The organism is Massilia sp. Root418 (assembly GCF_001425265.1).
Classification (GTDB): domain Bacteria; phylum Pseudomonadota; class Gammaproteobacteria; order Burkholderiales; family Burkholderiaceae_D; genus Rugamonas.
Window position 1 is genome coordinate 414,272 of sequence record NZ_LMEC01000026.1, and the last position, 18,545, is coordinate 432,816.

The 18,545-nt window shown below is 65.8% G+C and carries 22 protein-coding genes; 12 read left to right on the forward strand and 10 right to left on the reverse strand.

Annotated features, from left to right (window positions below; genetic code table 11):
• Positions 1 to 251: 251 nt before the first annotated feature.
• From ASC94_RS32165 to ASC94_RS30390, 6 genes are read left to right on the forward strand one after another with little or no spacing between them, the layout of a single operon-like run.
• Positions 252 to 2,810 carry an EAL domain-containing protein gene (locus ASC94_RS32165; RefSeq protein ID WP_082616941.1) on the forward strand — a complete coding sequence of 853 codons (2,559 nt, stop codon included), beginning with the start codon at positions 252 to 254 and terminating at the stop codon, positions 2,808 to 2,810.
• Positions 2,807 to 3,124 (forward strand): hypothetical protein, encoded by a 318-nt coding sequence (locus ASC94_RS30370; RefSeq protein ID WP_056405024.1) that lies wholly within the window; start codon positions 2,807 to 2,809, stop codon positions 3,122 to 3,124. The genes ASC94_RS32165 and ASC94_RS30370 overlap by 4 nt, the downstream gene beginning before the upstream one ends.
• Positions 3,125 to 3,126: 2 nt before the next feature.
• A complete protein-coding gene (locus ASC94_RS30375; protein ID WP_056405025.1) occupies positions 3,127 to 3,963 on the forward strand; it encodes an HDOD domain-containing protein in 837 nt (278 codons plus the stop codon).
• A gap of 23 nt (positions 3,964 to 3,986) precedes the next feature.
• Positions 3,987 to 5,462, forward strand: a complete 1,476-nt coding sequence (locus tag ASC94_RS30380; protein ID WP_056405026.1) for an ATP-binding protein — start codon at positions 3,987 to 3,989, stop codon at positions 5,460 to 5,462.
• Positions 5,459 to 6,817 (forward strand): HD domain-containing phosphohydrolase, encoded by a 1,359-nt coding sequence (locus ASC94_RS30385; RefSeq protein WP_082616942.1) that lies wholly within the window; start codon positions 5,459 to 5,461, stop codon positions 6,815 to 6,817. Before ASC94_RS30380 ends, ASC94_RS30385 begins: the two co-directional genes overlap by 4 nt.
• A 24-nt stretch (positions 6,818 to 6,841) precedes the next feature.
• Positions 6,842 to 7,366 carry a response regulator gene (locus ASC94_RS30390; protein WP_056405027.1) on the forward strand — a complete coding sequence of 175 codons (525 nt, stop codon included), beginning with the start codon at positions 6,842 to 6,844 and terminating at the stop codon, positions 7,364 to 7,366.
• Between the two features lie 15 nt (positions 7,367 to 7,381).
• Here ASC94_RS30390 and ASC94_RS30395 read toward each other — a convergent pair whose 3' ends face one another.
• The 3 genes from ASC94_RS30395 to ASC94_RS30405 form a co-directional block, all read right to left on the reverse strand.
• A complete protein-coding gene (locus ASC94_RS30395) occupies positions 7,382 to 8,665 on the reverse strand; it encodes an ATP-binding protein (protein WP_056405028.1) in 1,284 nt (427 codons plus the stop codon).
• 75 nt (positions 8,666 to 8,740) lie between these two features.
• Entirely contained in the window at positions 8,741 to 9,655 is a 915-nt protein-coding gene (locus ASC94_RS30400) for a zinc-dependent peptidase (protein ID WP_056405029.1), read from the reverse strand.
• Positions 9,656 to 9,817: 162 nt separating this feature from the next.
• Positions 9,818 to 10,396, reverse strand: coding sequence for a winged helix-turn-helix domain-containing protein (locus ASC94_RS30405; protein WP_056405454.1), 579 nt, complete (start codon positions 10,394 to 10,396; stop codon positions 9,818 to 9,820).
• Between the two features lie 287 nt (positions 10,397 to 10,683).
• On the opposite strand from ASC94_RS30405, the gene ASC94_RS32885 reads away from it, so the two are divergent.
• From ASC94_RS32885 to ASC94_RS30415, 3 genes are all read left to right on the forward strand, one after another.
• Complete coding sequence (locus ASC94_RS32885) at positions 10,684 to 10,938, forward strand: hypothetical protein (RefSeq protein ID WP_157201650.1); 255 nt, start codon at positions 10,684 to 10,686, stop codon at positions 10,936 to 10,938.
• A 287-nt stretch (positions 10,939 to 11,225) separates the two neighbouring features.
• Complete coding sequence (locus ASC94_RS30410; protein WP_229417453.1) at positions 11,226 to 12,269, forward strand: OmpA family protein; 1,044 nt, start codon at positions 11,226 to 11,228, stop codon at positions 12,267 to 12,269.
• Positions 12,270 to 12,343: 74 nt separating this feature from the next.
• Entirely contained in the window at positions 12,344 to 13,240 is an 897-nt protein-coding gene (locus ASC94_RS30415; RefSeq protein ID WP_056405030.1) for a YihY/virulence factor BrkB family protein, read from the forward strand.
• Here ASC94_RS30415 and ASC94_RS30420 read toward each other — a convergent pair.
• From ASC94_RS30420 to ASC94_RS30430, 3 genes are all read right to left on the reverse strand, one after another.
• Complete coding sequence (locus ASC94_RS30420; RefSeq protein WP_157201651.1) at positions 13,237 to 13,821, reverse strand: hypothetical protein; 585 nt, start codon at positions 13,819 to 13,821, stop codon at positions 13,237 to 13,239. The two genes, ASC94_RS30415 and ASC94_RS30420, sit on opposite strands and share 4 nt — an antisense overlap.
• Positions 13,822 to 13,925: 104 nt before the next feature.
• A complete protein-coding gene (locus ASC94_RS30425; protein ID WP_229417454.1) occupies positions 13,926 to 15,095 on the reverse strand; it encodes an AI-2E family transporter in 1,170 nt (389 codons plus the stop codon).
• Between the two features lie 51 nt (positions 15,096 to 15,146).
• Positions 15,147 to 15,461 (reverse strand): BON domain-containing protein, encoded by a 315-nt coding sequence (locus tag ASC94_RS30430; RefSeq protein WP_056405032.1) that lies wholly within the window; start codon positions 15,459 to 15,461, stop codon positions 15,147 to 15,149.
• Between the two features lie 206 nt (positions 15,462 to 15,667).
• Here ASC94_RS30430 and ASC94_RS30435 point away from each other — a divergent pair, with 206 nt between their 5' ends.
• Genes ASC94_RS30435 through ASC94_RS30440 form a run of 3 tightly spaced genes read left to right on the forward strand, consistent with a single transcriptional unit; the run spans position 15,668 to position 16,676 of the window.
• Positions 15,668 to 16,111 (forward strand): glycine zipper 2TM domain-containing protein, encoded by a 444-nt coding sequence (locus tag ASC94_RS30435; protein WP_056405033.1) that lies wholly within the window; start codon positions 15,668 to 15,670, stop codon positions 16,109 to 16,111.
• 45 nt (positions 16,112 to 16,156) lie between these two features.
• A complete protein-coding gene (locus tag ASC94_RS32170) occupies positions 16,157 to 16,309 on the forward strand; it encodes a DUF3309 domain-containing protein (protein WP_082616943.1) in 153 nt (50 codons plus the stop codon).
• A gap of 16 nt (positions 16,310 to 16,325) precedes the next feature.
• Positions 16,326 to 16,676, forward strand: coding sequence for a hypothetical protein (locus ASC94_RS30440; protein ID WP_056405034.1), 351 nt, complete (start codon positions 16,326 to 16,328; stop codon positions 16,674 to 16,676).
• Positions 16,677 to 16,753: 77 nt separating this feature from the next.
• Here the strand turns inward: ASC94_RS30440 and ASC94_RS30445 are convergent, their stop codons facing one another.
• From ASC94_RS30445 to ASC94_RS30460, 4 genes are all read right to left on the reverse strand, one after another.
• Positions 16,754 to 17,176, reverse strand: a complete 423-nt coding sequence (locus tag ASC94_RS30445) for a hypothetical protein (protein ID WP_056405035.1) — start codon at positions 17,174 to 17,176, stop codon at positions 16,754 to 16,756.
• Positions 17,177 to 17,198: 22 nt separating this feature from the next.
• Positions 17,199 to 17,579: a phage holin family protein gene (locus tag ASC94_RS30450; RefSeq protein WP_056405036.1), complete on the reverse strand. Its 381-nt coding sequence runs from the start codon at positions 17,577 to 17,579 to the stop codon at positions 17,199 to 17,201.
• A gap of 21 nt (positions 17,580 to 17,600) precedes the next feature.
• The gene (locus ASC94_RS30455; RefSeq protein WP_056405037.1) at positions 17,601 to 17,903 is read right to left on the reverse strand and encodes a YqjD family protein; all 303 of its coding nucleotides are present in this window, start codon (positions 17,901 to 17,903) and stop codon (positions 17,601 to 17,603) included.
• A 77-nt stretch (positions 17,904 to 17,980) separates the two neighbouring features.
• Positions 17,981 to 18,517 carry a bacterioferritin gene (locus tag ASC94_RS30460; RefSeq protein WP_056405038.1) on the reverse strand — a complete coding sequence of 179 codons (537 nt, stop codon included), beginning with the start codon at positions 18,515 to 18,517 and terminating at the stop codon, positions 17,981 to 17,983.
• Positions 18,518 to 18,545 lie beyond the last annotated feature (28 nt).

An 18,545-nucleotide genomic window follows, 5' to 3' on the forward strand; every position in this document is an offset into this window, starting at 1 on the left:
ATGTACCGGCTCGGGCAACTTTGCCATGATCCATGTCTAGCATGGGCCTTGAGGACCGCATATCAGTTTTTTGATTGTAGCAACTATATAAGCAGCCACCAGCGCGGCACTTAAAATCTTGCACCGTTTGTTGGTCTGCAACATCAGCGCCCCCGTCCCGCTGTTCTTAGGGCGCGCACAGAGCGTTGCGCCCGCCGTATAATAAAAATCAATCGCCGCTCCCGGTCCTTGCTCAACCATAGGAAAACCCGATGGAATTGGATGCCATGCCGCAGTTGTCCGCCCGCGCTCTGGCCGCCAGCTCCAACGGCGTCGTGATTGCCGACGCCCGCCAGCCGTCCTGCCCCATCATCTACGTCAACCCGGCCTTGTGCCGCATGACAGGCTACGCGCAGGACGAGCTGCTCGGGCGCGACTGCCTGTTCCTGCAGGGCGAGGGGGACGGCCAGGCCGCCGCCCTGCCCGGCCTGCGCGCCGCCATGGCGCGCGGCGAGGAGGTGCATGCAGTGCAGCAGCAGCGGCGCAAGGACGGCACGCTGTGGTGGAGCGACCTGTTCCTGTCCCCGGTGCCGGGCCAGCAGGGCGAGCTGGCGCACTATATCGGCATTGCCACCGACATCACCGGCCTGAAGGAACGCGAGGACCGGCTGGCCTTCCACAGCACCCATGACCAGCTCACCGGCCTGCCCAACCGCACCCTGTTTACCGACCGCCTGCAACAGGCGCTGCTGCAGGCGCAGCGCCACGGCGGCCAGCTGGCCCTGCTGTGCGTGGGCATCGACAACTACGCCTTCGTCAACGAAAGCCTGGGCCACGCGGGCGGCGACCAGCTGCTGGCCGGCGCCGCCGAACGCCTGCGCGCCTGCGTGCGCAGCGAAGACACCGTGGCCCTGCTGGGCGGCAACGAGTTCGTCGTCATCCTGGGCGAAGTGAGCGGACCGACCGACGCGATTCCGGTCTGCGAAACCATCTTCGCCAACCTGGCCCCGCCCTTCACGCTGCTGGGCCAGCAGGTGCACGCCAGCGCCAGCATCGGCGTCGTGCTCAGTCCGCAGGACGGACGCGACGGCGCCACCCTGCTGCGCTACGCCGACATGGCGCTCACGCGCGCGCGCGAACTGGGCGGCGCGCACTACCAGTTCTTCGCCTCCGAGATGAACCACCGCACGCTGGAACGCATCGGCATGGAAGCGGCGCTGCGGCTGGCCGTGTTCCGCGACGAGCTGCAGCTGCGCTACCAGCCGCTGGCCGACCTGCGCAGCGGCGCCGTGGCCAGCCTGGAGGCGCTGGTGCGCTGGCAGCATCCGGCGCTGGGCCTGATCCCGGCGCAGCGCTTCGTGCCGGTGGCCGAGGAAGCCGGCCTGATCGGGGCGATCGGCAACTGGGTGCTGCGCCGCACCTGCCACGACCTGCGTGCCTGGCGCGATGCCGGACTGGCGCCGCTGCGGGTGGCCATCAACATCTCCCCCAAGCAGTGCCGCGACCCGCAGTTTGCCGCCCAGCTGGCCGCCGCGCTGGACGAGTTCGGCCTGCCGGCCTCGTCCCTGGCGCTGGAGATCACCGAGGCGGCGCTACCGCAGGACACCGCCGCCGGCGCCAGCCAGCTGCAGCTGCTGGAGCCCTTGCGGGCGCTGGGCGTGGCGCTGGTGCTGGACGATTTCGGCACCGGCTATTCCTCGCTGAGCAACCTGAAGCGCTATCCCTTCGACGCGGTCAAGATCGATTGCGCCTTCATCCGCGACATCGTCACCGACAGCGGCGACGCCGCGCTGTCGAAAACCATCATCTCCATGGCCCACCTGCTGGGCATGCAGGTAGTGGCCGAAGGGGTGGAAAGCGAGGCCCAGTGCGACTTCCTGCGCCGCCACAGCTGCGACCTGATCCAGGGCTACTACTTCGCCGCCCCGCTGGCGCCGGACGAGGTGCAGGCCCTGCTGCGCGAGGACCGCCGCCTGCCGGCGCACTTGCTGCGGGTGCAGAAGCAGCAGCGCACCTTGCTGCTGGTGGACGATGAGCAGAACATCGTCTCGGCGCTCAAGCGCCTGCTGCGCCGCGACGACTACCAGATCTACACCGCCAACAGCGGCCCGGAAGGGCTGGAGCTGCTGGCGCGGCACGCGGTGGACGTGATCGTGTCGGACCAGCGCATGCCCGGCATGCTGGGCGCGGACTTCCTGCGCAAGGCCAAGGAACTGTTCCCGGACACGGTGCGCATCATGCTCTCGGGCTATACCGAGCTGCAGTCGGTCACGGATGCCGTCAACGAGGGCGCCATCTACAAATTCCTCACCAAGCCGTGGGATGACGAGCAGCTGCGCGGCCACATCGCCGAAGCGTTCCGGCTCAAGGAAATCGCCGACGAAAACGAGCGCCTGAACCTGGAGCTGCGCACCGTCAACCACGAGCTGGCCTCGGCCAACCGCCGCCTGGAGGATGTGCTGCGCCAGAAGCAGCAGCAGATCAGCCGCGACGAGATCAGCCTGAACGTGGCGCGCGAACTGCTGCAGCACCTGCCGCTGCCGGTGATCGGCATGGACGACCAGGGCATGATCGCCTTCGTCAACGCCGCCGCCGACCACCTGTTCCGGCGCGCCGGCGCCCTGCTCGGCAACGAAGCATGCGTGGTGCTGCCGGAACTGTTCCCGGCCGGAGACGGCTTCGAGGCCATGGCCTCGGACCACCGCGCGCCCGGCACGCACGAGGCCGACGTGGACGGCACCCGCTTTGCGGTGGACGTCTATCCCATGGGTGCCAGCTCCACCTCGCGCGGCAGCCTGATCACTCTGAGCCGCAAAGAGGAGACCTTATGAGCAGCAGCGTGATGGTGGACCTGGACCAGGCCAGCGCCGGCATGGTGCTGGCCGAAGCCCTGCTGGACGCGCACGGCGCCGTACTGCTGCCGCCGGGCGCCGTGCTCAGCGAGAGCAGCCTGAGCTCGCTGCGCCGGCGCGGCGTGGAGCGCTGCAGCGTGGTCGCGCCCGAGCCCGAAGAAGATCCGGCCGTGGCCGCGGCGCGCCGCGAGCAGGCCTTGAAGCGGCTGCAGCACCTGTTCCGCCGCAGCGCGCAAACCGAAGCCACCGGCGAGCTGCTGCGCCTGCTGGCCGACTACCGCAGCAGGAGCTGATCATGCCCACCATGGAAGACGTCGCCCGCCGCGTGCAAGACCTGCCCTCCCTGCCGGTGGTGGTGATGGAGCTGCTGGCCTGCGTGGGCCAGGAAGGCCTGGACTTGCAGGTGCTGGCCGGCAAGCTCGCGCTGGACCAGTCGCTGTCGGCCAAGACCCTGCGCCTGGCCAATTCCTCCTTCTACGGCATGCCCTCGCGCGTGACCACCATCCAGCAGGCGGTGGCGGTGCTCGGGGTGCACAACGTGCGCACCCTGGTGACGGCCTGCTCCATCACCGGCAGCTTCAGCAACGTGGCCGGCAGCGGCTTCGACCTGCCGGGCTTCTGGCGCCACTCGGTGGGCACGGCATCCTGCGCGCGCGCGCTGGCGCGGCCGCTGCGCCAGAATCCGGACACCGCCTTCATCGCCGGCCTGCTGCACGACCTTGGCACCCTGGTGCTGGCCACCCGCTTCCCGGACGACTACCAGGCCATGGAAGCCTACCGCCGCCAGCACGATTGCTACCAGGCCGAGGCCGAGCTGGCCGTGTTTGGCTTCGACCACGCCGGCATCGGCGGCGCGCTGGCGGCGCGCTGGCAATTCCCGCAGGAGATCCAGCACGCGGTGGCCAGCCACCACGCTGCCGAAGCGCTGGACGCGCCCTCGCTGGCCCTGGCCGTACACCTGGCCGACGCCTTCTCGCACGCGCTGAACTTGTCGGGCAGCAGCGAGGAACTGGTGCCGGAGGTGGGCTGGCAAGCCTGGCGCGCCGCCGCGCTGAGCGACGCGGTCTGCCTGGACGTGTTTGCCGAGTCCGAGCGCACCTTCCACGACCTGAGCCAAATCCTGGTCAACTGACCGGGCCACCGAACGGAGCCGCCATGTCCCCCAGCCCAGCCAGCGCCGCGCCCCTCGCCGCCGACGCGGCCCCGTCCGCGATCGACCTGTCGGCCTTCCTGGACGGCCACCCGGTCTCCACCTTCGTGATTGACGTCAGCCATACGGTCACGCACTGGAACAAGGCCTGCGAACACCTGCTCGGCTGGAGCCGGGCGGAAATGGTGGGCACGCAAAACCACTGGCAAGCGTTCTACCCCAAGCAGCGCGCGCTGCTGGCCGACCTGATCGTGTCCGGCGCCGATCCGGCCGCCAGCGAGTACTACCGCGACAAGCACAAGCGCTCGGTGCTCATCCCCGGCGCCTACGAGGGCGAAGACTTCTTCCCCAACATCGGCGCCAGCGGCCACTGGCTGCATTTCACGGCCGCGCCGCTGCGCGACGCCGAAGGCCGGGTGGTGGGCGCGATCCAGACCCTGCTTGACGTGACCGAGCGGCGCGTGGCCGAGAACGCGCTGCGCAAGGCGCACGACAGCCTGGAGCACCTGGTGGAAAAGCGCACCGCGCAGCTGGCCGAGGCCAACCAGCGCCTGGAGGACGACATCCGCCAGCGCGAGCTGGCGGACGCCGAACTGCGCCGCCGCAACATCGAGCTGACCGAGCTCAACGAGCAACTCGGCATGACCCAGCAGCAGCTGCTGCAGTCGGAGAAGCTGGCGTCCATCGGCCAGCTGGCGGCCGGCGTGGCGCACGAGATCAACAACCCGATCGGCTACATCTTCTCCAATTTCGGCACCCTGCAAAGCTACCTGGGCAACCTGTTCGACGCGCTGCAAGCCTACCGCGAGGCCGAGCAGCACGTGGCCGATCCGGCCGTGGCCGGGCAGCTGCGCGCCATGCGCGAAGAACTGGACCTGGACTTCCTGCGCGAGGACATCCCCTCGCTGATGAACGAGTCGAAGGAAGGCATCGTGCGCGTGCGCCACATCGTGCAGGACTTGAAGGATTTCTCGCGCGTGGACGCCAACCAGGAGTGGGTGTGGGCCAATCTGCACCAGGGCATCGATTCCACGCTCAACATCGTCAGCAACGAAGTCAAGTACAAGGCCGACGTGGTCAAGCAGTACGGCCCCATTCCGGACATCCAGTGCCTGCCGCTGCAGCTGAACCAGGTGATCATGAACCTGGTGGTGAATGCGGCGCACGCCATCGGCGCCGAACGCGGCACCATCACGGTCAGCACCGGCACCGAGGACGCCGACCACGTGTGGCTGGCCGTGCAGGACAACGGCGCCGGCATCGCGCCCGACAACCTGTCGCGCATCTTCGACCCCTTCTTCACCACCAAGCCGGTGGGCAAGGGAACCGGCCTGGGCCTGTCCATGGCCTACGGCATCGTGCGCAAGCACAACGGCAGCATCACGGTGCAGTCCACCGTGGGCGCCGGCACCACCTTCCGCGTGGTGCTGCCGGTGCGCCATGAAGGCGCGGCGGACGAGCAAGGAGTGTCCCACACATGACGACCGCCCAGCCTGCCCAGTCCATCGCCGCCGGCCTGGGCGCCGCCGTGGGAAACCCGGCGCCGCCCTCCACCCTGCTGTGCGTGGACGACGAGCCCAACATCCTGGCCTCGCTGCGCCGCCTGTTCCGCGCCAAGGGCTACCGCGTGCTGCTGGCCGAGAGCGGCGCCGAGGGCTTGAACGTGCTGGAAACGGAAAGCGTGGACCTGGTGATCTCCGACATGCGCATGCCGGAAATGGACGGCGCCCGCTTCCTGGCGCAGGTCAAGCAGCGCTGGCCGGACACGGTGCGCCTGCTGCTGACCGGCTACTCCGACATCCAGTCCATCCAGGACGCCATCAATTGCGGCGAGATCTACCGCTACATCACCAAGCCTTGGGACGACAACGACATGCTGCTGGTGGTGCGCCACGCGCTGGAGCGGCGCGCGCTGGAGCAGGAAAAGCAGCGCCTGGAGACCCTCACCCTGCGCCAGAACGAGGAGCTGAAATCGCTCAACCAGAGCCTGGAGGCCAAGGTCGAGGCGCGCACCCTGCAGCTGCAGCTGTCGCGCGACGCGGCGGTGGCGGCCAACGAAAAGCTCAAGCAGAACTTCGTCACCACCATCAAGGTGATCTCCAGCATGCTGGAGATGCGCGGCGGCGCGCTGTCCGGCCACGCGCGCCAGGTGGCCGACCTGGCGCGCAAGATCGCCGTCCGGCTCAAGCTGGACGCGCGCGAGATCCAGGACATCTTCGTGGCCGGCCTGCTGCACGACCTGGGCAAGATAGGCTATAGCGACGACATGCTGGCCACCCCGCTGACCATGCTGCACGGCGAGGACCTGGGCCTGTTCCGCAAGCACCCGCTGCGCGCCGAGCAATTGCTGATGCCGCTGGAGGACTTGCGCGGCAGCGCGGCCATCCTGCGCGCCCAGCTGGAGCGCTTCGACGGCAACGGCTTCCCGGACGGCCTGGCCGGGCTGGCCATTCCGCTGGGCGCGCGCATCCTGGCGCTGGCGGTGGACTATTACAACCTGCAGCAGGGCGCCATGGTGCAGCGCCACCTGCGCGCCGACGAAGCGAAGTCGCTGATCATCAACGCCAGCGGCAAGCGCTACGACCCCAACGTGGTGAACGCCTTCCGCCAGGTGGTGGACGGCGGTGCCGGGGACGAGGCCAACGGGGTGGAAATGCTGTCCGGCGAACTGGTGCCCGGCATGGTGCTGGCGCGCGACCTGGTCAGCCGCGACGGCCTGATGCTGCTGGCGGCCGACCACGTGCTGGACGCGCGCATGATCCAGCAGGTGCAGGACTTCGAAGCGAAGAGCGAGGGCCGGCTGTCGATCCGGGTGCGGCCGGTGAAGGGCAAATGAGGGGCAATCGGGAGGGAAACGAGCATGCGACGCATCCTGCTGCTGGACGATGAACTGAACGTGCTGATGGCGCTGCAGCGCTCCATGCGCGCCCAGCTCAAGCACCTGGACCTGGACACCGAGATCTTCACCAACCCCTACGAGGCGCTGGAGCGCATCTGCGTGTGCGAGTTCGATGTGGCCATCTCGGACTACCACATGCCGCAAATGAGCGGCGTGGCCTTCCTGCAGGCGCTCAAGGACGTCGCGCCCAACACGGTGCGCATGATGCTGACCGCCTCCACCGAGTTCGAAACCGCCATGAGCGCCATCAACGAAGCCCATGTGTTCCGCTTCATCCCCAAGCCCTGGCAGCTGGAAGACCTGCGCGGCAACATCACCGAAGCGCTGGCCATGCGCGACCGCCTGCTGGCCGACCAAGCCGCGGCGCTGGCGGCGCCGCAGGGCGAAGCGCTCACGCCGCAGGAACTGGAAGCGCGCCGGCTGGAGGCGGAGGAACCCGGCATCATGCAGGTCAGGCGCGCCCCGGACGGCTCCATCATCCTGTAGCCTTGCCGCCCCGGCTCAGCCCTTGGGCGGATGCACCGGCAGCCGTATCGTGAAGCGGGTGCCCTTGCCCACTTCGGAGGCGACTTCGATGCGCCCGCCGTGCTTGTTCACAATGCCATAGGACAGTGACAGCCCCAGCCCGGTGCCGCTGCCCACCGGCTTGGTGGTGAAGAAGGGTTCGAAGATGCGGTTCAGGTTTTCCGGCGGGATGCCGCAGCCGCTGTCGCCCACCTCTATCCAGACCCAGCCGTTCTCGGCCCCGGTACGCAAGGTGATGGTGCCGCGCTCCTTGATGGCGTGGCTGGCGTTGACCAGCAGGTTCATGAACACCTGGTTCAGCTGCGAGGCCAGGCACTCGACCGGCGGCAGCACGCCGTAGTGCTTCTCCACCGTGCATTTGTACTTGATCTCGTTGGCCACGATGTTGAGCGTGCTGTCCAGGCCGTGATGCAGGTCGGCCACCTGCCATTCGGTCTCGCCCACGTGCGAGAAATCCTTGAGCGACTGCACGATGTCCTTGACCCGCTTGAGCCCATCCATCGACTCCTTCACCAGCTCGGTCACGTCCTCGCGCAGGAACTCCAGGTCGGCCGCGGCGCGCGCGGCGGCAATGCGCCCGGCCAGGGTGGGCGGCAGCGGCTGCGCGGCCAGCGCCTGGTCATAGGCGTCCACCACCCCGAACAGCGTGGCCACGTAGTTGCGCAAGGTGCCCATATTGGAATTGACGAAGCCCACCGGGTTGTTGATCTCGTGCGCAATGCCGGCCGCCAGCTGGCCGATGGAGGCCATCTTTTCCGACTGCAGCAACTGCTCGTGCGCCTCGCGCAGCTTGGCGATCAGGTCGTGCTGGGCCTGCTCCATGTGCTTGCGCACCGTGATGTCGGTGAGCGAGCCGATCACCTCCAGCGGTGCGCCGTGCTCGTCACGGATCAGGCGCAGGCTGTCGTGCATCCACAGATAGGAACCGTCGGCGATGCGGAAACGGTACTCGTAGGCGCGCTGCCCCTCGGTGAAAATGCTGGCCAGGCTGGAGAAAATGTTGGGCGCGTCGTCCGGGTGGATGTGGTCGAACCAGAAATTGGGATCGGCCACCATGTCCTCCGGCCGGTAGCCCAGCACGTTGAGTGCGTTGTTGCTGACGAAGGTCATCTTGAAGTCGCCGCTGGGCACGGTGCAATAGATGATGGCGGGCGTATTGTCGACCAGGTACTGCAGCCGCACCAGCGGCGACGCGGCCTCGGCGGACGGCGCCGGCGCTACCGGTGCCTGCGTGAAAAAATCAAAATCCTCGAATTGCATGTCGCCACCTTTCCGCCCAGGACATGCTTGAATTATGCGCTTTTCCTTGCTGGAAAGCGCACTATTCGGCGTCCCCTACCAGCTTGCAATCGCGTAGGAACGGCGCGCCGCGCCGGCTGGCGCAGCCACCGGTTCCGGCTGCAGGGATTCCGGCCCGGCCGGCTGCTGCGGCTGCGGCAGCCAGGCGCGCGGATCGACCCGGTAGTACTTCATGAATTCCTCATAGAGCGCGGCGTGGCGGTCCGCCATCTGCCAGGGCTTCTCAAAGAAGGTCTCGGTGGCCACGGCGAAGAACTCGGCCGGGCTGGTGGCGCCGTAGTGGTCGAGCACGCTGTCCTGGCGGCCGTAATAGGCGTCGTAGCGCAGGGTGTCGAAATCGCGCGACAGTACCGCCGACCAGCTGCGGTAGCTGTCCTGGCTGCCCAGGTAGGGCGCGCCATTGGTGCTGCCCGATTCGCTGTCGAGCTGGTGCGCGAATTCGTGCAGCACCACGTTGTGGCCGTCGGTCCAGTCGCGGTAGCCGCGCTTGACGTCGGCCCAGGACAGCACCACGCGGCCGTCGTCCCAGGACTCGCCCAGCAAAGTCTGCTTGTGGGCAGTCACCACGCCGCCCGCGTCCATCTGCTGGCGCGGCACCAGGAAGGCGCTCGGGTAGACCAGGATGGTGTGCAGGGCGCGGTACACCTTGCTGGGCCGGTTCAGCAGCAGCAAGCAGGCCTGGCCGGCGATGGTGTAGCGCATTTCATCGTCCACTTCCAGGCCTTCGCAGCCAACGAATTTCTTCTGGTGCAGGAATTGTTTCACCAGGCGCTGCAGCTGCTGCTGCAGTGCCGGGCCCATGCTGGCGTAGACTGGTATGTTGCGCTGCAAGATAGCTGCTGCCGCTGGCGGCAATGGCCGGGCCAGCGCGCGGCGCAGCGTCCAGCGCGGGTACATCAGCGGCGCGGCCAGGGCCAGCGCCACCACGGGGAGCCACAACAATCCGTCCATAGTGCCATCCATAAGGAAACTCGTCCGCCTCAGGTGGGGTTCCTTTCCGACAATTCAATGCACAACAGCCGGAACGCATTCCGGCTGTCTCAATGTAGCACTTTGGGGCACTCTGGTGGCACGGCGTGGCGGCACGCCCGCTGCCGCACCGGGCCGGGCCGCTTAAGGCTGGGCTTTTTGCAGCGAGGTCGGGGCGCCGAACAGGGCTGCCACCAGCGGATCGCGCGTGACCGGGCCGCGGTTCACGCGGATCGCGTAATGGGTGTCGTCAGCCAGGATATGGAAGTGGCGGCCGGCGCCTGCCATGGCCTGTTCACGCAGGCTGGGGCGCTCCTTGCGCGGTGGCGCGCCTTCGCGCTTGGGCTGCACGATGGCGGCCAGGAACTGCTTCACGCGCTCCGGGTCGGGCGTCAGCTGGTAGACTGCCTTGCCCAGGTAGGTGGCGGTGCCTTCAATATAGCGTGCCAGTTCGATCACGCCCGCATCGCGCAGGTCGCGGATGTATTTGCGGGCGCCGGACGGCGAAAACTTGAGGAACCATGCAATCTCGTCGGCAAGCATCTCATGCTGCTGCAGCTCGGCGATCAGCTTTTGCATGTTTTCAATGCGGCGCAGCGTCGCCGAAGTCGACCGCACCCGCTCAATGGGGGCCAGCGACAGGGCTTTGCGTTCAGGAATGGGACCGGGACGTTCCACCAGCGTCAGCCTTGGTTTGTCAGCAGCCTTGGCAGGCTCCTGCATGGCGTGGCCGGAATTTTGGTTTTCTCTGATTGCATGCATTTCAACACTCCTTAATAACGATAGCCAGGATTGCGTGGCGAGGGGCCCGACTGCCTTGCAGGCCACGCTTTCGTCTACTTCTGGGGTCTAGGATGCCGGTTCGGCCGGTTACGGTCTGTGCGGCAACGAACATAAGTGAGCAATAGGTCAATATGGTGGCGGCCGGGGCCGCTTGGTGCGTTCGCGAACAGAGCAGTTCGCCCGCGGCCGCTAAGCTGGTTCCATCTTTTCCAAAGAGAGGACTCATCATGAAACTATCGATCCTGTTGGCTACCGCCGCCGCCGCCCTCACCCTGAGTGCATGCGAGAAAACCACGGTGAATAATCCGCCCGCCGTGGAAACCCCGACACCGGCCCCGGCCGCCGTGCCGGTTCCAGTCCCTGGCCCCCCCGGCCCTCAAGGCGCCCCAGGCGAACCCGGCAAGCCCGGCGACACCCTGATCGTGGTGCCGGACGCGCCAAAACCCGCCGAAGAACCCGCTCCGCCGCCACCCGCCCGCTAAATTTCGGAGGGTGTCAAGTCACCAAGCTTGTTACTCTGCTACAATACCTACCGCGCCGCACCATTTTTGGTGACGGCGCGGTTTCCATTGGACTGCGCGAATGGCGGACAGTTCACGGACTGGACCGTCACAATTCGACAACACTTTTGATTTTGCGCAAGAGTTTTGTGCGGTAGCGCACGGAGTTATTGAACAAATATCCATAAAGTCCAGTCCAACAGCTCAGTACCTAGCTGGAAACTTCGCTGTGTAGGCAGCACCACCCTCAATAAACACGGGAGTTACTTGTGAAAAAGACCAATAAAATTGCCATCGTTGCAGCCCTGATGTCGCTGGCGTCGTCCGCCGTTCTGGCGCAGGAAGCCGTCATCAACCCTAACTGGTACATCCAGCCCAGCCTGAGCATCCTGGACCAGGATTCCGATTTCGGCATCGACAAGCAAGGCCACGGCGCCGGCCTGAAGTTCGGTAAGGCCCTGAACCAGAACTGGGACATCCAGACCGGTTACACCTATGCCCGCAGCCGCGACAACGGCACCCGCTACCAGCAAGAAACGCTGGGCGTGGACGGCCTGTACCTGTTCTCGCGCAAGGCTGTGCGTCCCTTCCTGCTGGTCGGTATCGGCGCCGAGCGTTCGCGCACCAACCTGCGCAATGTAGCCGAGCGCGAAAAGAGCGCCCCGTTCATCAGCGCCGGCGTGGGCTTCCAGTCCGACCTGACCGACCGCCTGTCGCTGCAAGCCGACCTGCGCAATGTGCACGGCTTCGTGCGCGACAACGCATTCCCGGGCGTTGGCGCCAGCAGCAACAATGCCTACCTGAACTTCGCGCTGAACTATGCGCTGGGTCCAAAGCCGGTACCGGCCGCGCCTGCACCGGCGCCAGTGCCAGTGGCCGCACCGGAACCAGCACCGGTTGCGCCGCCTCCACCGCCGCCGCCAGCACCGCGTTTCGAGAAGGTCACCATGTCGGCGACCGAGCTGTTCGCCTTCGACAGCGCCAAGCTGAACCCGAGCCAGCCTAAGCTGGACGAGCTGGCCACGCTGCTGAACAACAACCCATCCGTCGGCAACGTGACCATCACCGGCCACACCGACCGCCTGGGTTCGGACAAGTACAACCAGAAGCTGTCTGAACAGCGCGCCAACTCGGTCAAGGCTTACCTGACCGGTAAAGGCGTTGCCGCTGACCGCCTGAACGCTGTTGGCAAGGGCGAGTCCCAGCCAGTGGTACAGTGCGACAACAAGAAGCGTGCTGAGCTGATCAAGTGCCTGGAGCCTAACCGCCGCGTCGAAATCGACCAGGTGACCATCGAACGCCGCGTGAACTAATCGCACGGCTGGTTATCTGACTAAAAGGGAAAGGGGCTTCGGCCCCTTTTTCTTTTCTGGAAGGAGAAATTGCCATGAGACACATTCCACCCAAGGTCAAGACGCTGCGCAGCGTGGCCGTGTGCACCGTCACCGAGTGGCTGGAGCACCGCGCCAGCAGCAAGGGCGCGGCGCTGGCGTTCTACACCATGTTTTCCATCGCGCCCATCCTGGTGCTGGTGATCGCCATCGCCGGCGCCTTTTACGGCGAGCAGGCCGCGCAGGGCGAGCTGTTCGGGCAGTTGCGCGGCCTGGTCGGGCCGCAGGGTGCGGAAGCGCTGCAGGCGGTACTGGCCGGCGCGCGCAACCAGGAGCAAGGCAAACTGGCCACCCTGGTGGCCAGTGCGCTGCTGCTGTTCGGCGCCACCACCGTGTTTGCCGAACTCAAGTCCAGCCTGGACGAAATCTGGCAGCTGCCGCCGCTCACGCAGGGCACCTTGTGGGACACCGTGCGCACCCGGCTCTTGTCCTTCGGCATGGTGCTGGTGCTGGGCTTTCTGCTGATGGTGTCGCTGGTGGTGAGCGCGGCGCTGGCGGTGCTGGAAAAATACTGGAACGGGCTGTGGGCCAACGCGGCGCTGGCGCTGACGGTGATCAACTGGCTGATCAGCTTCCTGGTGATCGCCGCCATGTTTGGCGTGATCTACAAGCTGCTGCCGCGCATTGCGCTGTCCTGGCATGACGTCGTCATCGGGGCACTGGGCACGGCGGCGCTGTTCACGCTGGGCAAATACGGCATCGGCGCCTATATCGGCAACAGCGGGGTGGCCAACAGCTTTGGCGCGGCCGGCTCGCTGATCGCCCTGCTGCTATGGGTGTACTACTCGGCGCAGATCTTCTTCCTCGGCGCCGAGTTCGCCCGCCAGTACGCGCTGCAGCTGGGCAGCCTGCGCCACCATCCGCGCGACGAGCAGGGCAACCTGAAGTTCTAGTGCACCGCGTCCGGGCTGCCGGCTGCCGCGTGGGTCAGGTCGAGATGGCCGCCGCCCAGGCAGCCGGCGATGGCCAGCGGCACCGCGCCGGGACGCTTCACCGCGTGCAGATGGAACAGCAGCTGGCCATGCGCCAGTTCGCCCCAGCCGGCCATGACGACGTCGCCGGAGCATTGCTGCACCATCACGTGCACACTGCAAGCCAGGCCCGCCACCGGTTCCGCCACCAGCAGGTGGCTGACGCGGTAGGCTTCCTCGCCCTTGGCGCGCGTGGCCACCGCGCCGAGCAAGCTGCGCTGCTTCAGCAGGACTTCGCTGCCACCCTGCTCCGCCGCCTGGCGCGACACGCACGCCACGTGCGCGGTTTCGCCGTAGCGCAGGCACAGGAAAGTGTTCTCGTCGCAGTCCAGGCCCGGCGCGCCGTCCCGCAAGGCCTGCAGGACGGCGCGCGCGGCGTGCAGGCCTATCGGCTCCACCGGCAGAGCGTGCCCGTCGCAGTCGGCCAGCGCCAGTAATTTATCTTCTTGGGGGAAAGGCAGCGCCTTGCGTTCGGCACTGCCAGGACTTCCTTCAGCATGCATGGCCATCTTCTTCTCCGGTGGTGGGACGCATCTGATTTTATACGCCGGTGTCCAGAGAAATTCAACCGGCAGGCACGCTAAACTTGGCCAGCGCCCCGCCGTCGCTATTCGCCGAGCAGCTCGGCCACCACTTCCATGCCTTCCACGCGCTCGGCCACCACCTTGACGATGACGATCACGGGCACGCCCAGCAGCAGGCCCCACACGCCCCACAGCCAGCCCCAGAACAGCAGGCTGACGAACACGGCGGCGGGGTTCATGCGGGCGATGCGGCCCGTCATCCAGGTGGTGACGAAGGTGCCCACCAGGGTGGCGATGGCCAGCGAGGCGCCGGTCACCAGCAGCACCATCTGCAGGGACTCGAATTGCAGGAAGGCCACCACGCCGGTGGCGCTGGTGATGAGCAGGGGGCCGAAGTAAGGCATCAGGTGCAGCAGGCCGGCCACGATGGCCCAGGCGCCCGCGTTCTCCAGGCCGATGGCACGCAAGGCCATCCACATCAGCAAGGCCAGCAGCACGTTGGTCACCAGCAGCATGAACATATAGCTCTGGATGCTGCTGTTGATGTCCTCCAGGATGTGCACGGTGACTTTCTTCTTGGTCAGCGACGGGCCGGTCAGCTTGACCAGCTTGCGCTTGAAGGTGTCGCCCGCCAGCAGCAGGAAAAACACCAGGAAGATCACCATCGCGGCCTGGCTGACAAAGCCGGCCACGCCCATCGAACCGGCCCATACCCAGTCGATCACCTTGATGCCGCCCTGCTCGGCCGGGATGGCCTTGCGCACGGTGCGCTTGACGCCGCCCGAAGCGGCCTGCTCGATCTCGGTGGCCACGGCCTGGATGCGCTCCAGCGTGCTGGGGCCCTTGCCCAGCTTGTCGGACATCAGCCGCGACAGCTTGTGCGTGACAGTGGGCAGCTCTTCCATGATGTTCTGGAATTCGCCGTGCAATTTGTCGGCGGTGAAGGCGGAACCGCACAGGATGGCCACCGTCACCAGCGTGGCGCCGATCGGGCGCGCAATGCGGATGCGTTCCAGCCAGCAGACCAGCGGGTTCAATGTGTAAGCGATGAAGATGCCGAGCAGCAACGGCACCAGGAATTCCTTGGCCCACTGCAGCGCATACAGGAACGCCACGGTGGCGATGACACCTAGCGCGAGGCCGCGCGCATGCACGTGCAGCGGCAGGCGTGGCGCCCCGTCGGGCGGGGAATCCGGAAGTGATGCCGCCGCCGATTCCAGAGGGCGGGGTGTTGCGTCGTTGGCGTGCATCATGGTCTTTCGCTTGCCGGCACCATCCCCGCAGGGACAGCGCCGGCCGCATGCTTACTTCACGCGGATGTCGTTCTTGACCGACTTCACGCCGGCCACGCCGCGCGCAATTTCGCCGGCCTTGGTGATGTCGCCTGGCTGGGCCACGAAGCCGCTCAGCTGCACGGTGCCTTTGAAGGTCTCGACATTGATCTCGGTCGACTTCAGGGTAGGCTCGTTGAAGATGCTGGCCTTCACTTTGGTGGTCAGCACGGTGTCGTCGACGTATTCGCCGGCGCCTTCTTTCGTCGGGCTGGACGCGCAGCCGACCACAGCAAACAGGGTGGCGGCGGTAAATACGGCGGTTGCAAATTTTTGAGCGATCTTCATGGTTGTTCTCCTTGGTTGGCGAGTGCTCAACTGAGCAGTCTGCAGTATCGGCCAGGCGCGCCATGTCATCTGTACGCTAGCGTACACACCACGATTTATTTTCAGCGAGAGCAACAAGCCCAGGCGCCGTAAGGCTTCGTGCGTCATCGCACAGACCCTCACTGTCAAGCTGACTATGCTGTAAGCACACTTTTCAGGAGATCGACATGAAGACAACGCAAACCGTTGCGGCACTGATGATCGCTGCTTCCGCCCTCATCACCGGCTGCTCCAGCACCCCGGTAAATTCCACCAACTACTCCACTGCCAGCAACGACTCCACTTATGGCGTCATCGATGCGATCCAGATCGTGCGCATCGATCCCGCCACCAGTGGAGTCGGTGCCGTCACCGGCGGCCTGGTCGGCGCGCTGGTGGGCAACCAGGTTGGTTCCGGCAGCGGCCGTACCGCCGCCACCGCAGCCGGCGCCATCGGCGGCGCACTGGTGGGCAACAACGTGGAACGCAACCGCAACCAGCCCTACGACGCCTACCAGATCACGGTGCGGCTCGACAACGGCGAATACCGCACCATCAACCAGGACAGCGTGTATGACCTGCGCGTGGGCAACCGCGTGCGCATGGTCGACGGCCGCGTGTATCGCTACTAAGCAGCGCAGAAGCACATAAACTATATAAATCAAGGAGAAAAAGTCATGGGCACCATTATCCTCATCGTATTAGTCCTGCTACTGATCGGCGCGCTGCCGGCCTGGCCGCACAGCCGCAACTGGGGGTATGCGCCCAGTGGCATCACCGCAGTGATCGTGCTGATCCTGCTGTTCATGCTCTTTACGGGCAGGCTATAAGCCATAGGAGAACGCTATGAAAAGACCACTCGTCATCGCCATGCTGGCCGCCTGTTGTGCGGCGCAGGCGCAAGTTACGCCACCCGAAGTGGCGGCCCACCAGAAGCAGGAAATCAAGCGCGGCGAACCGGCCCGCTGGAGCCGCGAAGACCGCACCCCAGCCCAGCAGATGGCGACGCTGCGCAAGGAAATCCAGGCCGCGCTGGCCGAAGCGCGCGCCGAATGCAAGCAGCTGTCCCGCGAGGAACGCAGCGATTGCATGAAAGAAGCGCAAGCCACGTATGTGGCCGACCTCGGCAATATGCGCCAGCAGATCGCCAATGCCAACAACCCCCGCCAGGAAGTCTACGACACCAGCGGCCAATGACATGGCACTGCACAAAAAAACGCCGCGGAGCCTGAACGGCCTCCGCGGCGTTTTTCATGGGCCTCAGCCGGGCAGCGCTATTTGCGGCGCGACAGCCAGAGCCCGGCAGCCAGGGCCGCCGCGCCGGCCAGCAAGGCCGGCTTGACGAGGCGGCGCCGCGCCACAAAGGAACCGACCCGGATGGCGACCGGCAGCGCCCGGGTCAGGCCCATGCCCTTGACCAGGCCAATGATGCCGGCCAGGCTGGCCAGCCCGCCCAGCCCTGCGCTGGCGCCCTCTTCCGCATGCGTACCCGGGCGCGCGCCGCCGCCGAACAAGCCGGCGAAACGGTGCTGCACGGCGCCCAGCGCGTGTTCGATCGCGCTGTGCACGATGGCATCGGGACGCAGCGCATGTGCCACCTGGGCCTTGGCGTGCACCACGCTGACGCGGTAAAGCTGGCCTTCCAGCACCAGCTTTTCCTTGGCGGCCGCCAGGGCCGCCCGTTCCACATTGTTCATGGCTTCTCCATTCCGCGCCGGCCTACAAGAGCATGTCGCGGTCGCTCTGCAGCTCCGCCATGGTCATCGGCAGGCCGAGCTTGTTCTGCCGCAGCAGGCCGCGTGCCATCATCACCAGCCAGAGGGTGAGGATAATGAACACCGCAGCCAGGATCAGCAGGATCTTCCAGCCGATCGCTTCCCACGCCAGATAGACCACGGTGGCCGTGGTAAAGGCCACCGCGAACCAGCCGGCCACCAGCGCCAGCGCAAACACCACCGACAGCTGCACCAGGTGCTCGCGCACCTCGGACAGCTCCAGTGCCGCCAGTTCGATGCGCGACAGGATCAGCCGCGCCGTGTTGCGGAACACGCCGGCCAGCGAGCCGATCAAGCCAGGGGCGGGCGATGCGGGTTGCTCCATGTCAGCTCCTGGCACGCGCAATTATTTGCGGCCCAGGATCACACCCACCAGCAGGCCCACGCCGGCCGCCAGCGCGATCGAACGCCATGGGTTTTCCTTGACGTAGGCGTCGGTCGTCTGTGCCATTTGCTTGCCGGCCGCAACGGCGCTCTGCTGCGCCTCGTGGGCCTTGGCCAGCGCCGTGTCCAGCGCGCGCATGCCGCGGCCGCGCAGTTCTTCGGCCTTCTCGCCGGTCAGCGCGGTGGCTGCGGTGAACAACGCCTGGGCGTCCTTGACCAGGGTTTTCACGTCGTTGTTCACGGTACTGATGTTATTTTCAAGCATGATGGACTCCTGTTGTTATGGTGGGTAAAAACGTACTGCAAAAAAACGGGTTCAATCCCGGGCAAACTCCCGGGCAATTATTCGAGCAGATCCCGCATATCGTCGGCGTGTTCCTCTTCGACTGCCATGATCTTGATCAACAATTGCCTGGTCGTCGGGTCCGAGTCGCCAATCTGCTCGATCATCTGGCGATAGGACTCGATGGCCACCCGTTCGGCGATCAGGTTGGCGCGCACCATCGATTGCACCTCTGCTGAGTCATCATACTCGGCATGGCTGCGATCGAGCAACGTTGCCGGATTAAAATCGGGCTGGCCATTTAACTGAATGATACGCTCTGCCAGCCAGTCGGCGTGTTCCTGTTCCTCCATGGCGTGCTCAAGGAACTCGGCTTTCACGCCGGCGTTGTCGCGCCCGGCCACCGTGTAGTAGTGGCGCTTGTAGCGCAGAATGCAGACCAGCTCGGTTGCCAGGGCACCGTTCAGCATCTTGATGACTGCCTCCCGGTCGCCCTTGTAGCCGGCCGTGACGGGCCCGTCCGACAGGTTTTGCGCTGCCGCGCGGATGGCTGCCGTATCGATGCCGGCGGGTGGGGTGAGTGTGGATTCAGCCATGACAGTTCCTTTTCAAGTGATGCAATTG

Excerpts from the sequence above, each read along its gene's own strand:
- ASC94_RS30440 (WP_056405034.1), top strand. The coding sequence starts at position 16,326 with ATGAAAAGACCACTCGTCATCGCCATGCTGGCCGCCTGTTGTGCGGCG.
- ASC94_RS32885 (WP_157201650.1), top strand. The coding sequence starts at position 10,684 with ATGAAACTATCGATCCTGTTGGCTACCGCCGCCGCCGCCCTCACCCTG.
- ASC94_RS30455 (WP_056405037.1), bottom strand. The coding sequence starts at position 17,903 with ATGCTTGAAAATAACATCAGTACCGTGAACAACGACGTGAAAACCCTG.
- ASC94_RS30400 (WP_056405029.1), bottom strand. The coding sequence starts at position 9,655 with ATGGACGGATTGTTGTGGCTCCCCGTGGTGGCGCTGGCCCTGGCCGCG.
- ASC94_RS30460 (WP_056405038.1), bottom strand. The coding sequence starts at position 18,517 with ATGGCTGAATCCACACTCACCCCACCCGCCGGCATCGATACGGCAGCC.
- ASC94_RS30430 (WP_056405032.1), bottom strand. The coding sequence starts at position 15,461 with ATGAAGATCGCTCAAAAATTTGCAACCGCCGTATTTACCGCCGCCACC.
- ASC94_RS30425 (WP_229417454.1), bottom strand. The coding sequence starts at position 15,095 with ATGATGCACGCCAACGACGCAACACCCCGCCCTCTGGAATCGGCGGCG.
- ASC94_RS30415 (WP_056405030.1), top strand. The coding sequence starts at position 12,344 with ATGAGACACATTCCACCCAAGGTCAAGACGCTGCGCAGCGTGGCCGTG.
- ASC94_RS30385 (WP_082616942.1), top strand. The coding sequence starts at position 5,459 with ATGACGACCGCCCAGCCTGCCCAGTCCATCGCCGCCGGCCTGGGCGCC.
- ASC94_RS30405 (WP_056405454.1), bottom strand. The coding sequence starts at position 10,396 with ATGCAGGAGCCTGCCAAGGCTGCTGACAAACCAAGGCTGACGCTGGTG.
- ASC94_RS30435 (WP_056405033.1), top strand. The coding sequence starts at position 15,668 with ATGAAGACAACGCAAACCGTTGCGGCACTGATGATCGCTGCTTCCGCC.
- ASC94_RS30395 (WP_056405028.1), bottom strand. The coding sequence starts at position 8,665 with ATGCAATTCGAGGATTTTGATTTTTTCACGCAGGCACCGGTAGCGCCG.
- ASC94_RS30420 (WP_157201651.1), bottom strand. The coding sequence starts at position 13,821 with ATGCATGCTGAAGGAAGTCCTGGCAGTGCCGAACGCAAGGCGCTGCCT.
- ASC94_RS32170 (WP_082616943.1), top strand. The coding sequence starts at position 16,157 with ATGGGCACCATTATCCTCATCGTATTAGTCCTGCTACTGATCGGCGCG.
- ASC94_RS30450 (WP_056405036.1), bottom strand. The coding sequence starts at position 17,579 with ATGGAGCAACCCGCATCGCCCGCCCCTGGCTTGATCGGCTCGCTGGCC.
- ASC94_RS30380 (WP_056405026.1), top strand. The coding sequence starts at position 3,987 with ATGTCCCCCAGCCCAGCCAGCGCCGCGCCCCTCGCCGCCGACGCGGCC.
- ASC94_RS30370 (WP_056405024.1), top strand. The coding sequence starts at position 2,807 with ATGAGCAGCAGCGTGATGGTGGACCTGGACCAGGCCAGCGCCGGCATG.
- ASC94_RS30445 (WP_056405035.1), bottom strand. The coding sequence starts at position 17,176 with ATGAACAATGTGGAACGGGCGGCCCTGGCGGCCGCCAAGGAAAAGCTG.
- ASC94_RS30375 (WP_056405025.1), top strand. The coding sequence starts at position 3,127 with ATGCCCACCATGGAAGACGTCGCCCGCCGCGTGCAAGACCTGCCCTCC.
- ASC94_RS30390 (WP_056405027.1), top strand. The coding sequence starts at position 6,842 with ATGCGACGCATCCTGCTGCTGGACGATGAACTGAACGTGCTGATGGCG.
- ASC94_RS32165 (WP_082616941.1), top strand. The coding sequence starts at position 252 with ATGGAATTGGATGCCATGCCGCAGTTGTCCGCCCGCGCTCTGGCCGCC.